This window comes from Streptomyces sp. NPDC036764, assembly GCF_055609385.1.
Genome location: NZ_JBVJPT010000009.1, coordinates 155,319 through 169,691, shown reverse-complemented (window position 1 = coordinate 169,691; position 14,373 = coordinate 155,319). Strand labels below are relative to the sequence as shown.

Annotated in this window: 9 protein-coding genes; 8 read left to right on the top strand and 1 reads right to left on the bottom strand. The window is 70.4% G+C overall.

The annotated features are described in order from the left end of the window. Positions 1-24 precede the first annotated feature (24 nt). The 8 genes from obgE to ACZ69Q_RS29270 all read left to right on the top strand — a co-directional run bounded on the left by obgE (position 25) and on the right by ACZ69Q_RS29270 (position 12,322). Positions 25-1,470, top strand: coding sequence for a GTPase ObgE (gene obgE, locus ACZ69Q_RS29305; RefSeq protein WP_471047189.1), 1,446 nt, complete (start codon positions 25-27; stop codon positions 1,468-1,470). 214 nt (positions 1,471-1,684) lie between these two features. Then, positions 1,685-3,199 carry an integrin alpha gene (locus tag ACZ69Q_RS29300; protein WP_471047188.1) on the top strand — a complete coding sequence of 505 codons (1,515 nt, stop codon included), beginning with the start codon at positions 1,685-1,687 and terminating at the stop codon, positions 3,197-3,199. A gap of 44 nt (positions 3,200-3,243) precedes the next feature. Next, positions 3,244-4,728 (top strand): FG-GAP-like repeat-containing protein, encoded by a 1,485-nt coding sequence (locus ACZ69Q_RS29295; RefSeq protein WP_471047186.1) that lies wholly within the window; start codon positions 3,244-3,246, stop codon positions 4,726-4,728. Between the two features lie 170 nt (positions 4,729-4,898). After that, positions 4,899-6,458 carry an alkaline phosphatase D family protein gene (locus tag ACZ69Q_RS29290; protein ID WP_471047184.1) on the top strand — a complete coding sequence of 520 codons (1,560 nt, stop codon included), beginning with the start codon at positions 4,899-4,901 and terminating at the stop codon, positions 6,456-6,458. Between the two features lie 101 nt (positions 6,459-6,559). Continuing rightward, on the top strand, positions 6,560-6,739 hold the full coding sequence (locus ACZ69Q_RS29285) for a hypothetical protein (RefSeq protein WP_471047182.1): 180 nt from the start codon (positions 6,560-6,562) through the stop codon (positions 6,737-6,739). 387 nt (positions 6,740-7,126) lie between these two features. Then, positions 7,127-8,626, top strand: coding sequence for an SDR family NAD(P)-dependent oxidoreductase (locus tag ACZ69Q_RS29280; protein ID WP_471047181.1), 1,500 nt, complete (start codon positions 7,127-7,129; stop codon positions 8,624-8,626). A gap of 116 nt (positions 8,627-8,742) precedes the next feature. Next, positions 8,743-10,869 (top strand): hypothetical protein, encoded by a 2,127-nt coding sequence (locus ACZ69Q_RS29275; RefSeq protein WP_471047180.1) that lies wholly within the window; start codon positions 8,743-8,745, stop codon positions 10,867-10,869. Between the two features lie 226 nt (positions 10,870-11,095). Further along, positions 11,096-12,322 (top strand): glycosyltransferase family 2 protein, encoded by a 1,227-nt coding sequence (locus ACZ69Q_RS29270; protein WP_471047178.1) that lies wholly within the window; start codon positions 11,096-11,098, stop codon positions 12,320-12,322. Here ACZ69Q_RS29270 and ACZ69Q_RS29265 read toward each other — a convergent pair. Next, a complete protein-coding gene (locus tag ACZ69Q_RS29265; RefSeq protein ID WP_471047176.1) occupies positions 12,291-14,339 on the bottom strand; it encodes a hypothetical protein in 2,049 nt (682 codons plus the stop codon). The two genes, ACZ69Q_RS29270 and ACZ69Q_RS29265, sit on opposite strands and share 32 nt — an antisense overlap. Positions 14,340-14,373 lie beyond the last annotated feature (34 nt).

The window sequence follows — 14,373 nt, the reverse complement described above, 5'->3', positions numbered from 1 at the left end:
TCGCAGTGCTGGAGGCACCCCACCATGACCACCTTCGTGGACCGCGTCGAACTGCACGTCGCCGCGGGTAGCGGAGGCCACGGCTGTGCCTCCGTCCATCGTGAGAAGTTCAAGCCGCTCGGCGGACCCGACGGCGGCAACGGCGGACGTGGCGGGGACGTGATCCTCACCGTCGACCAGTCGATCACCACGCTGCTCGACTACCACCACTCGCCGCACCGCAAGGCCACCAACGGCAAGCCCGGCGAGGGCGGCAACCGCTCCGGCAAGGACGGCCAGGACCTCGTCCTCCCGGTGCCGGACGGCACCGTCATCCTCGACCGCGCGGGCAACGTCCTCGCCGACCTGGTCGGGCACGGGACGTCGTACGTAGCGGCCCAGGGCGGCCGTGGCGGCCTCGGCAACGCGGCCCTCGCCTCCGCCCGGCGCAAGGCGCCCGGCTTCGCGCTGCTCGGTGTGCCCGGGGATCTTCAGGACATCGTCCTGGAGCTGAAGACGGTCGCCGACGTGGCGCTGGTCGGTTACCCGAGCGCGGGCAAGTCCTCGCTGATCTCGGTGCTCAGCGCCGCCAAGCCGAAGATCGCGGACTACCCCTTCACGACCCTCGTGCCCAACCTCGGCGTGGTGACCGCCGGCTCGACCGTGTACACCATCGCCGACGTACCGGGCCTGATCCCGGGTGCCAGCCAGGGCAAGGGCCTGGGCCTGGAGTTCCTGCGGCACGTCGAGCGGTGCAGCGTGCTGGTGCACGTCCTGGACACCGCGACGCTGGAGTCCGACCGTGACCCCGTCTCCGACCTGGACATCATCGAGGCGGAGCTGCGGGAGTACGGCGGCCTGGACAACCGGCCGCGGATCGTCGTCCTGAACAAGATCGACGTACCGGACGGCAAGGACCTCGCCGAGATGGTGCGGCCGGACCTGGAGGCCCGTGGTTACCGGGTCTTCGAGGTGTCGGCGGTCGCGCACATGGGGCTGAAGGAGCTGTCGTTCGCGCTGGCCGAGCTGGTGGGCACGGCGCGGGCCGCGAAGCCGAAGGAAGAGGCGACGCGGATCGTGATCCGGCCCAAGGCCGTCGACGACGCCGGGTTCACCGTGACGCCCGAGGAGGCCGGCGGGGAGCCGCTGTTCCGGGTGCGGGGCGAGAAGCCCGAGCGCTGGGTGCGGCAGACCGACTTCAACAACGACGAGGCGGTGGGCTACCTCGCCGACCGGCTCAACCGCCTCGGTGTCGAGGAGGAGCTGATGAAGGCGGGGGCCCGCTCCGGGGACGGCGTCGCCATCGGCCCCGAGGAGAACGCCGTCGTCTTCGACTGGGAGCCGACGATGATGTCCGGTGCCGAGATGCTCGGGCGCCGGGGCGAGGACCACCGCTTCGAGGCACCGCGGCCCGCCGCACAGCGCAGGCGTGACCGGGAGGCCGAACGGGACGAGGCGTCGCGGGAGTTCGACGACTTCGAGCCGTTCTGAGACAGCCGGTTCTGAGGACGCCGGGGTGCCGAAAAGGCGCCCCGGCGTTGTCGTGCCCGGACTCGGCACTGGCCGAATCGGTGAACGGCGGGAAAATTCCCGGGGTATCCCAGGGCAACCACACGGCATGCCGGTGAGTCGTACTGGGCGTCGTGGATGAGGATCTTGGACCTCGCCACGCGTTCCAACCGCCTTTCCGACCGCCGGAGTTGCCGTGCCCTCGCGTTCCCGCCGCCGCACCCTCCTGTCCCGCCGCAGACGCCTGGTGCTCGCCACCGGCATCGCGCTCCTCGCCGGTGCACTTGTGGTCCCCGCCGTCAACGCCGCCACGGAGGCGACGACCGCAGCGCCGAGCAGCAAGCGGCTGCACGACGACTTCAACGGGGACGGGTATCCCGACGTGGCGATCGGCGCCCCGGGCACCGCGCTCGGCAGGCAGACGAAGGCCGGGGCGGTCAGCGTGCTGTACGGCTCGTCGAGCGGGCTGTCGACCTCACGCAAGCAGGTGCTGACCTGGGCGAGCCGGACGGGAGCCTCGCCGGCGCGGACCGAGTACGGCTCCGCCCTCCAGAGCGCCGACCTCGACCGGGACGGATACGCCGACCTGCTGTCGACCACGAGGTCGAGCCCGGTGAGCGGCTACGAAGGACGCTTCGTCGTCGTCAACTGGGGTGGCCCCAAGGGGCTGTCCGCCGAGCCGACCTTCCTTCGGGACGTACCGGCCACCAGCCTGGGCGCCTTCGCCGTGGCGGACGTCGACGGGGACAAGAACCCCGATGTGACGATGATGGGCGACCCGTACGGCGACGAGCTCGGCCAGGGCGACGGCAGTGTGCTGAGCGGTCCGTTCACCCGCGACGGCAACTCGGCGAGCGCCAGGCGTTTCACCGTCGACCCGGACGGCATGAGCTTCTTCGGGCTGATCGCGGCCGGTGACGTGACCGGCGACGGCATAGCCGACCTGGCCGTGGGCAGCACCTCCACCGAGGAGCCCGACTCGCGCGTGGTGTCGCTGCTCGTCGGCGGGCCCGACGGCTTCACCGACAAGGGCGTACTCAAGGACGGCCAGGGCCGCATCATCGGCGGCGAGGACATCGAGATCGGCGACCTGAACAAGGACGGGTACGCCGACATCGTCGTCGGCCACTCCAACGACAGTTACGACAGCGACGTCGAACTCCCCACCAGGGGCGGCGCGTTGATCGTCGTGTACGGCGGCCCCGGCGGCGTCTCCACCACCCGCAAGCCGGTGTGGATCAACCAGGACAGCCCCGGTGTGCCGGGCGTCGGCGAGTACCACGACGGCATGGGTTCGGGCCTGTCGATCGGCGACACCAACGGCGACGGCTACCTCGACGTCGCGACCGGGCTGCCCGGCGAGGACTTCGACGGCATCACCGACGCCGGCACCGTGCTGGTGCTGCGAGGCAGCGCGAGCGGGCTGACCGCGAGCGGATACAAGTCGTTCAGCCAGAACACCGCCGGGGTGCCGGGCACCGCCGAGAAGGCGGACCGGTTCGGCGCGGAGAGCGCCCTCGTCGACGGCAACGGCGACAAGAAGGACGGCCTGGTCGTCGGCGACCCGGCCGAGAACGCGGGCAACGGCTCCCTGTGGGTCCTCTCGGCCACCTCCTCCGGCGTCACGGCGAGCGGCTCCTTCTCGTTCGGCTCGGCCACCATGGGCCTGCCCGCGACCGGGGCCCTGTTCGGAGCCTCGACGGCCGACTGACGGCGACCACATCCCCGTACGAACGCGACACAGGAGAAAGCGACATGAACAAGCACCGTGGCACGCTCCGCACGTGCCTCGCGGTCGTCATGGCCGTCACCGGCGCCGTCGTCCTCCCGGCGGCGCAGGCGTCGGCCGGTTCCGCGCCGGCCGCCGCCGAGCTGCACGACGACTTCAACGGCGACGGCTACTCCGACCTCGCGGTGGCGGCGCCCGACGCGACCGTCGGCGGGAAGACGCAGGCCGGGTACGTCGCCGTGGTGTACGGGTCGGCGAGCGGGCTCAAGACCACGTCCAAGCAGGTCATCAGCCAGAACGCCACCGGCGTCCCCGACTCCGCCGAGACCGGCGACCGGTTCGGCAGCGCGGTCGGTACCGCCGATCTCGACCGGGACGGCTACGCGGACCTCGTCGTCGGCGTCACCGGCGAGGACTCGGTCGAAGGGGGCGCCGAGACCGGGCTCGTGCAGGTCGTGTGGGGCGGCCCGAAGGGGCTGTCGGGCGGGGCCGCGCTGGCGTACGGGCACTCCACCTACGACCGGCTCAGCGAGCACGGACGGCTCACCCTCGGCGATGTGAACGGCGACGGGACGACGGACCTCGTGGTCGTGGAGGGCACCTACAAACTGCGCGTCGTCAAGGGGCCGTTCGGCCGGGACGGTGCCGCCAGCGGTGGCGAGCAGACCGTCGCCGACGACTCCGACCCCCGCTTCCTGGACCTGGCCACCGGCGACGTCGACGGGGACGGCATCGACGACGTCGTCGGCACGATGAACGACGGCGACGAGTACGACGCCCGCCGGGTGACCTACTGGCGGGGCACGCCGGACGGCCTGGCCGAGGGCACCCAGGTCCGCGACGCGCGGGGGCTGCGGGTGCAGGGCGGCGAGTCCGTCGGCGTCGGGGACGTGAACCGGGACGGGTACGCGGACATCGTCGTGGGCCGTCCGGTCGACGGCTACGACAGCGACCTCGACACGCCGATCCCCAGGGGCGGCCGGGTCGCCTTCATACCCGGCTCCGCGAACGGGCCCGTCGGCACCAAGGTGATGTACGTCAACCAGGACAGCACCGGGGTCCCGGGGGCCGCCGAGCGCGGCGACGGCTTCGGGACCGACATCTCGGTCGCCGACGTCAACGGCGACGGGTACGCCGATGTCGCGACGGGCGTACCCGGCGAGGACTTCGACGGCCTGAGCGACGCCGGCGGCACCGTCGTCCTGCGCGGCGGCGCGGGCGGCCTGAACGGCACCGGCGCCAAGGGCGTCAACCAGGCCACCGCCGAGGTGCCGGGCGCGGCGGAGACCAAGGACGTCTTCGGCACCGCCACCCACCTCGTCGACGGCAACGGCGACGGCCGTGCCGAACTCGTCGTCGGCGCACCGGGGGAGAACGCCGACGCCGGCTCGGTGTGGGTGTTCAGGTCGACCTCGGCCGGGATCACCCCGACCGGCTCGTTCACCTTCGGGGCCGGCACCCTCGGCACGGTCGCGGCGAACGCCCGCCTCGGCGCCGGGTTCACGTACTGATCCATCGACAGACCCGTCGCGGCCAGGGCACGTTCGTGCACCACTGCGACGGGTCTTCTGTTGTCTCCCTGTTTGTCATGCACGCGAAGTATGCCGTTCAACGGGCGGACCGCCCTGAAGCGTGAGCATCCGAAGTGTCCAAGAGGCCAGCGAGGCAAGGGAGTTCGCCGATGACCGGAGAGACCGGGCCCGTGTCCACCGACAGACGCCGTTTCCTGACCGCCGGAGCCGCCGTGCTCGGCGCCGCGGCCTCCGCCCAGTTGTGGCTGCCGACCGCCGCCCGAGCAGCCGAAACACCGCTGCCCGACGGCGTGTTCAGCCTCGGCGTCGCCTCCGGCGACCCGCTGCCCGACGGCATCGTGCTGTGGACGCGGCTCGCGCCCGACCCGTTCAACGGCGGCGGCATGCCCGACGCCGTCGTCTCGGTCGAGTGGGAGCTCGCCGAGGACGAGCGGTTCCGCAAGCCGGTGCGCCGGGGCGTCGCCCAGGCCCGGCCCGAGCTGGGGCACAGCGTTCACGTCGACGTACGGCGACTGCGGCCGGGCCGCACCTACTGGTACCGCTTCCGCGCCGGCGGCCAGCTCTCGCCCACCGGCCGCACCCGCACCGCGCCCCACCCGCACAGCTCCGGCGGCAGTCTGCGCATGGCACTGGCGTCCTGCCAGAACTGGCAGCACGGCTACTTCACGCCGTACGCCGACATGCTGGAGCAGGACCCCGACTTCGTCCTGTTCGTCGGCGACTACATCTACGAGTCGACGCCGTCGTCGACGGGCGTGCGCCGGCACGAGGGCACGGGTGAGCCGTACAGCCTGGTGCAGTACCGCAACCGGTACGCCCAGTACCGCACCGACCCGGACCTCGCGGCGATGCACGCGAACGCGCCCTTCGTGGTCACCTTCGACGACCACGAGATCGACAACGACTTCGCCGGCGAGATCCCGCAGGACCCGGACAAGCAGTCGCACGACGCCTTCGTGGCCCGGCTGACGGCCGGCTACCAGGCGTACTACGAGCACATGCCGGTCCGGGCGAGCGCCATCCCGAACGGCCCGCACATCCAGATGTACCGCCGTCTGGAGTTCGGCCGGCTGGCCCGGCTCAGCGTGCTGGACACCCGCCAGTACCGCAGCGACCAGGTCAAGACCCAGGAGGCGGCCCAGGACCCGTCGCTCACCATGCTGGGCGCCGAGCAGAAGGAGTGGCTGATCAACGGGCTGCGGCACTCGCCGGCCCGCTGGAACATGATCGGTTCGCAGATCATGATGGCCGAGACCGACCTCCAGGTCGGCCCGGGCAAGCTCTGGTTCTACGACGCCTGGGACGGCTACCAGGCGGAACGCAACGAGCTGATGGAGGAGCTGAAGCACGTCCGCAACCCGGTCGTGTTCACCGGCGACCGCCATCTGACGATGATCAGCGACCTCAAGGAGGACTACGCCGACCCGGACTCCGCCGTCGTGGGCGCAGAGTTCGTCGGTACGTCCATCTCCAGCAACGGCGACCAGGACCAGGCCGCGTTCCACAAGGAGTGGGACCCGCGAGTGCCGGACAACCCGCACTGGAAGCTGCTCGACGCCCACCGCGGCTACCACCTCTTCGACATCCGCCGCGACGGCATCGACGCGCAGGTCAGGGTCGTGGACACGGTCCGCGCACAGACGGCGACGCCGAGCACGCTCGCGCAACTGCGGGTGGAGGCGGGCAGGCCGGGCGTCGAGGTCGTGTAACCGCCGCGACGGCCGGTGGGAGACCTGGGACTCATCCGTGTCCCAGGTCGACCGGCTCGTCGAGCGCCGGGCGCGAGCGGTCGGCGCCGGGCGAGGGGCTGATGCGCACCTTCGAGGCGCCGCCCGGGCTGCCGAAAGGTCTGTTGCGTCCCATTCCGGACGCGGCGAATCGCTCGCTCACCCTCGCCGAGACCGAAATGCTGCGGAATCTTAATAAGGAATTCCGCGCCAATGAACTGCCGCGGAGCTGTATTCACAGCTCGTCCGGAACGACGCCGTGATGCATATGAAGAACACGTGCGCTCCCGGTCCCGGCGATGTGAAGATCTGCACCCCGCGATGGGCCGCCGAGGCCGCCGCGGCACCCGTACGGCGCAACGCGTCCGCAAAGTGGCGCACGGTCCGTCAGGCGTCGTCGGGGGGACTCGTTCGGGTACTCGGGCACCGTTGCCTCAAGCGGTTGCGGCTTCGCCGGCCCCGTGCCGCCGCCTGTGCGGTTACTCACAGCAATTACCCGGAACCTTGGGAGGGCTTCTCGCCATTGACCATGCGTACAAGGTGAATGACAGGTTGCGCGCACATATGCAGGCGGGGACGCTCACCTTGCACTGCGGTAACCACAAGTGGGACCATTTCCAAGTTCCCAGTCGCCACAAGGTAGGTCACCTGTGTCCCAGCACATAGCCAAGCCCCGTACCACCGCAGTGATCCTGGCCGGTGGCACCGGTCAGCGGGTGGGTCTGTCGATCCCCAAGCAACTGCTGAAGATCGCCGGCAAGGCAGTCATCGAGCACACCCTGACCACCTTCGAGAAGGCCGACTCGATCGACGACATCATCGTGCTGATGGCGCCGGGCTACGTGCCGGACATCGAGAAGATCGTCGCCAAGGCCGGGTTCACCAAGGTCAAGAAGATCATCGAAGGCGGCTCGACGCGAAACGAGACCACCGAGCGCGCCATCGCGGCCCTCGGTGAGGGCCTGGCCGAGGGCGAGGACCTGAACGTCCTGTTCCACGACGCCGTACGCCCGCTGCTGTCACAGCGAGTGATCGACGACTGTGTCGTGGCGCTGGAGCGCTTCCAGGCCGTCGACGTCGCCATCCCGTCCGCGGACACCATCATCGTCACGCGCACGCACGGCGAGGACGGCGAGTTCATCACCGAGATCCCGGACCGCTCCCGGCTGCGCCGCGGCCAGACGCCGCAGGCCTTCAAGCTGTCCACGATCAAGCGGGCCTACGAGGTCGCCGCCGGCGACCCCAACTTCCAGGCCACGGACGACTGCTCCGTCGTGCTCAAGTACCTGCCGGACGTGCCGATCCACGTCGTCGCGGGCGACGAGTACAACATGAAGGTCACCCAGCCCGTCGACGTCTTCATCGCCGACAAGCTCTTCCAACTGGCCTCCACCGCCACGCCCGAGCAGGTCTCCGAGGAGGCCTACCGCGAGCTGCTGACCGGCAAGACCGTCGTCGTCTTCGGCGGCAGCTACGGCATCGGCAAGGACATCGCCGAACTCGCCGAGTCCTACGGCTCCAAGGTGTACGCGCTGGGCCGCTCCACCACCGGCACGCACGTGGAGAACCCGGAGGAGGTCGACGACGCGCTGTCCAAGGCGTACGCGGAGACCGGCCGGATCGACTACGTCGTCAACACCGCCGGTGTGCTGCGCATCGGCAAGCTGGCCGAGACCGACAACGCCACCATCGAGGAGGCGCTGAAGGTCAACTACCTGGCCCCGGTGCAGATCGCGCGCTCCTCGTACAAGTACCTGTCCGAGACCAAGGGCCAGTTGCTGCTGTACACCTCCAGCAGCTACACCCGCGGTCGCGCCGAGTACAGCCTGTACTCCTCGACCAAGGCCGCCATGGTGAACCTCACCCAGGCCCTGTCCGACGAGTGGGCCGGCGACGGCATCCGCGTCAACTGCATCAACCCGGAGCGCACCGCCACCCCGATGCGTACCAAGGCCTTCGGCCAGGAGCCCGCGGGCAGCCTGCTCTCCTCCGAGGCCGTCGCCCGGACGTCCCTGGACGTGCTGCTGTCCGAACTGACCGGCCATGTCATCGACGTCCGCCAGCAGGACCCGACGGCGGCCGCCGGCCAGGCCTCCGGCTTCGAGCAGGCGCTGGCCAGTGTCCTGGACCGGCAGGACGGCATGGCATAATCAAGATTTAATAGCCTTATGGAATTCAGGCCTCTGCGAATCTTCGTTCACGAAGAATTCACAGGGGCCTGAGTCCTTCCCCCTTCAGACCGGCCCCTCTCCTGAGCAGGTTCTCCGTGATATCCACTGCTATTCGCGTCGCCCGGGTGGGCAGCACGGCCGAGCTGGCCGCGGCGGCCCTCATGATGCTGGGCTTCCCGGCACTCATGCTTGCCGCGCTCGTCCCGAGCGTCCCCGCCTTCGCGGCCGCGGCCGCCGTGACGTACCTGGCGGACCACTATCTGCACCGCAAGGGCAGCTACCTGGTCAACCGCCTGAGCAAGGTCCGGGCCGGTCTGTCGATCCGCTTCCTGATCAGGGAGCTGCTGCTGATCCTGCTGCTGGCCCGGCTCGGCCTCGCGGACGACCTGGTCTACTACGGCGCGGTCGCCTGCTTCATAGCCTTCTACGGCCTGCAGGCCCCGCACGGCGCGCTGGTCACCCTGATCCGCAACCGCCGCCGGATGCCGGTCGCCACGCGCAACGTCGACCTCGCCTCGCGCATCCGCATCCCGGACGCCCCGCCGCGCGTGCTGCTGCACCGCTCCGCCGAGAAGATGCTGCACCTGGACCTCGCGGCCGTGGCCGGCATCCTCGTCTCGGCGGCCGTGGAGTCGGCCGTGGCGGGCTTCATCGGCATCGGCATCACGGTGGGCCTGGGCGTGCTGTACGTGCTGGGGCTGGTGCCGTACGTGCGCGGCGCGAAGGTCCCGCCGAACGCGGAGAAGGTCCTGGCCGCCGTCGACGACTGGCTGGCCGAGTACCGGCCCGAGACGGTGCTGTACTTCTCCGGCTCCAAGGACTCCGCGTACCAGGTCAACATGTGGCTGGAGACCATGGAGCAACTCAACTCCAAGCCGCTGATCATCCTGCGTGAGCGGGTCATCCTGAACAACATGGCGGCCACCACCGTCCCCGTCATCTGCGTGCCCGGCGGCGTGCACCTGATGAACCTGGACCTGACCAACGTGCGCGTCGCCCTGTACGCCGCGAACGTCGGCAAGAACATCCACCTGCTGCGCGTGCCCACCATGAAGCACGTCTTCATCGGCCACGGCGACAGCGACAAGCTGGCCAGCGTCAACCCGTACAGCAAGGTCTACGACGAGGTGTGGACCGCCGGCCGCGCGGGCCGCGACCGCTACGCCATAGCCGACGTCGGCGTCCGCGACGACGACATCGTCGAGGTCGGCCGCCCGCAGCTCGCGCCGATCAAGGGCTTCAGCGGTGTCCCCGAGGGCCGGATCCCGACGGTCCTGTACGCCCCGACCTGGGAGGGCTGGGACGGCAACCCCGGCAACACCTCGATCGTGCTGGCCGGCGAGAACATCGTCAGGAAGCTGGTGACGGCCGACCCGCCGGTCCGCGTGCTGTACAAGCCCCACCCGTTCACCGGCACGGTCAGCAAGGAGGCCGGCGCCGCGCACCGCCGGATCACCGCCCTGGTCGAGCAGGCCGCCGCCGAGCGCGCCACCGACGCCCGCTTCACGGCCGACGCAGCCGCGCGCACCGCCGCCAAGGCCGAGCTCGCCCGTATCGAGGCCCGGCTCGCCGAGCTGTCCGGCAAGGGCGCCAACGGCAACGGCAAGGGCGACGAGGCGGAGGCCACTCGCGACGGCCTGGTCGACATCGCCCGGCACGAGGAGGTCGCCCGACTGCGCGCCGAGTGGAACACCGCGTACTGGCGTTCCTTCGGCAGCCACGAGCACCGCGTCATCACGGGCGCCGAGCCGCGGCTGTACGACTGCTTCAACGTCTCCGACGCGATGGTCTCCGACATCTCCAGCGTGGTCTCGGACTTCATCGCCAGCGGCAAGCCGTACGCCGTCACCGACTCCGCCGAGCTGGGCGTGGAGGAGTTCAAGCGGCAGAACACGGCCGTGCGCGCCGCGGTGATCCTGTCCAACGGCGCCACCGAGCTGGACGGCCTGCTGGACGCCGTACGCGACCCGGCGGCCGACCCGCTGGCCGAGGACCGCGGTGACCTCAAGCGGTACCTGCTGGGACCGGACGAGCCGACGTCCATCGAGCAGTTCAACACCGCCGTGGCGAACCTCGCGAGCAAGGCCGAGACCCGCAACGCCGGCCAGGACACGCGGGCGGCGGCCGGAGCAGACGCGGACCCCGAGCCCGAGCCCGACCCCGAGCCGGCGACCGTACCGGCGACGCGGCTGACGGCGGCCGGGGACGACATCGCCGGCTGACCCGCGGACCCCACGAACGGCGCGGCCCCCGAGGAGCGATCCTCGGGGGCCGCGCCGTTTCTGGATGGCCTCTTACGTTGCCCGAATAGCTTGAGCCCATGTCAGCTCGCTATGTGATCTGGGCCACCAAATGACAGTCATGAGGCAACCGCTTCCAATATCCGGCCGTCTACCAGGTAGCGAATTAGCTGATACGGGGGAAATATCCCATTGACGAGGGGGAAACGTGACCGTCACGCAGCCTGATGTGACTGTGATCATCGGGGCGTACGAAGCGATGCCGTACCTGGTCGAGTGCCTTGCGTCCGTCGAGGCCCAGACCATCGACCCGGAACGCATCGAGGTCATCGCCGTCGACGACGGGTCGACGGACGGCACGGGGGAGTGCCTGAAGGAGTTCGCGGGCCGTGTGCCCATGCAGGTGACCGTGATCCGGCAGGACAACTCCGGCGGGCCCAGCGGCCCGCGCAACGTCGGACTGGGCAAGGCGAGCGGGCGGTACGTCTTCTTCCTGGACGCCGACGACCGGCTGGGCCCCGAGGCCCTCGAGCGCATGGTCGCGATGGCCGACAGATGCGGCACGGACGTGGTGCTCGGCCGGATCGAGGGCGTCAACCGCACCGCGCCCAAGTCGATGTGGGGCAAGACGCTGGAGCGGACGGACGTCTTCTCCTCCAACATCAAGTTCACGCTGAGCGCGCAGAAACTGTTCCGCCGTGAGCTGCTGACCCGGCACAACATGCGCTTCGACGAGTCCCTGTGGACCGGCGAGGACGCACTGTTCACGATGGAGGCCTATCTGCGGGCCGACGGCGTCTCCGTGATCGCCGACTACACCTGCTACTACCTGGTGGGCCGCGACGACGGCAAGCACGTGACGAAGAGCGGCGGCTACAGCCTGCGCTTCGACTCCGCGCGCGCCCTGATGAACCTGATAGCCGACCACGTACCGGCAGGCGAGCGCCGCGACCTGCTCATGCTGCGGCCCTTCCTCATCACCCTGCTGCCGCAGTTCGGACCCAAGTACGCCAAGGACAGCGAGAAGGTCCGGCAGCACAAGCTGGAACTGGCCAAGCCCCTCATGGACGCCTTCTGGACGCCGGGCATCGCCCGCCGCCTCAAGGTCGACGAGCGGCTGCGGCTGCATCTGGTCGCCGAGCAGCGCCCCGAACTCCTGCTGCCGGTCGTGGAGTTCGTCAAGGCCAAGAAGCAGCCGGCGGCCCTCCTGGAGAAGAAGGGCCGCCGTGTGTACCTCGCCTACCCGCACTTCCGGGACGCCGCGGCGGGGATCCCCGACTCGGTGTACCTCGCCGAACCGCGCCAGGCCCGCGCCTACCCCGGCTACCAGGAGGGCGGCGCGGACTCGTTCCTGCGGCGTGCGGTGCGCAAGGCGCGCCGGGTGCTGAGGTCCTCCGGCGGGCCTACGCCGGGTGGGCGGGCTGCGGCGGCGTAGGCGACCGGCGCTGCTCGGGGATCTCCGTGGCGGCCTCCGCCGCCAGCCGCTCCGCCATCCGCACCCTGTGCTCCCGGGCCTGCGAACACAGCGCCTGTACGGCCTCGTTGAAGCGCTCCTGTGACGTCGGCTCGTCCGGCCCCAGCAGATGGCGCTTCAACTCGGCCCGGGCCTGGACCAGTTCGTCCTTATCGGGGTGCCGCACCGTCTCCAGCAGGTCCGGCACCCCGGCCGCGTCCGGCGTCAGGACGGTCGCCGCGCGCACCGTCGGGAAGGACTTGCGGAACACCTCCTCGGCGAGGCCGCTGGTGTTCGCAACGGCGTACGGCTTCCCGCTCGCCAGGAAGTCGCTGATCACGCTCGACACATCGCTGATCAGCAGGTCGGCCACGTTGAAGCAGGCGTACAGCGTGGGCCGCGCACCGATGAAGACCTGGTGCTCCCCTTCGGGGAGCGAGGCCCAGTACGCCTCCTCCCAGGCCGCCGTGGCCGCCGCCACCGAGGCCGCCCGCCCCGGCTCCGGCGCCGACTGGAGCAGCATCCGCTCGAGCTGGTCGGCGCCCGCCCGCATCGCGGTCGTGGTCAGGCGGTCCAGCTCCTTCGTCCGAAGGTCGAGTTCCGCGGTGTCACGCGGCCGCTCGCCCGCCCGCTCCCGGACCGCCGCCCGGATCAGCTCACGGATCCGCAGATCGGCCGCCCCGGCCCGCGGATCGACCGACCCGGTCAGCGGATGCGGCTTGTACAGCAGCCGCACGGCCGGGTCCGCGAGCAGCGCCCGTACGAGGTTCTCGCCGGCCTCGATCACCGAGGTGTTGCCCGGGTTGCCGTCCCAGCCCTCCCAGGTCGGCGCGTACAGGACCGTCGTGAGCGCACCGGCCGGCGCCCCCTCGTACGGCCGTACGGCGTCCAGTTGCGGGCGGCCGATCTCCACCACGTCCTTGTCCTCGACGCCGACCTCGGCCAGCGCGTACCGCTCGCGCGCCGCCGGACCGGCCACCCACACCTCGTCGTAGGCCTTCGCGTAGGGGTTGCAGGACGACAGCTTGTCGCTCTCGCCGTGGTTGACGAAGGTGTGCTTGAGCGTGGGGATCCGCAGGACCTGGGAGGTCTTGCCGGAGTTCGAGGGGTGGATGAGGACCTCCAGCGAGGACTCCTCCAGACGCATCAGCGTGGAGACCTTCGGCAGGCACAGGATCGGTACGTCGGTCGGGCCGATCTTCTGCACCATGAACCGCTCACGCAGCACGATCAGCGGACGGCCCTCAAGCTGTGCGAGCGGTTCCAGCCACATGTTCGCCTGATAAGCCGAAGAGAGGCCGCCGGAGAAGTACAGGCCGGCCGTCGGCCGGTACTCCGCCAGCCAGGCGTCCAGCCACTGAAGCGTCTCGTGCTCGCCCGCCGGGCGGCGGCTCGGCAGCAGCCGTACCAGAAGGTCGTACAGGCCCACCAGGCCGAGCCCCAGGGACAGCGCGATGCCAAGGGCGGCGCAGCGCGGGTCGTCGGTGGCCGCCGTGGTCAGCAGGCCCGCCGTGGCCGGGAGGCCGAAGACCAGCAGACGGTCGCCGGGGCGGCGCAGCAGGACCGGCGGGGCGGGGGACAGGCGCAGCGCGGAGGCGTCGATGTTGCGGGTGACCACCGGCAGGGTGCGGGTGCGGCGGACCAGCACCGAGACCGCCTGGATCGCGCAGTGCAGGGCGTAGAAGGCGAGCAGGCCCGCGACCAGCGGTGTGTACAGCGTCTCCCGGTTCTGCTCGCCGAGCCGCAGCAGGGCGACGACCAGCAGCAGGTCCCGCAGCACATGCCGCACGGTGATGTCCGCGTGCGACTTGGCGAACACCGACAGCATGCCGCGTTGCCAGCGGTACATCACGCCCTCGACGGCCAGGGACACGACCGTCGAGGCCAGCAGCAGCGGGACGTTCGGCCGCAGCGCGGCCACGGCTTGGGCGCAGAAGGCTGCGACCAGGAGCGCCGCGACCAGGGCTCTGGCCGGGATGCTGGACAGGGGTGTGGGCAAGTGCGGTCACTCCAAGGTCGGCGCGGGAAGTCTG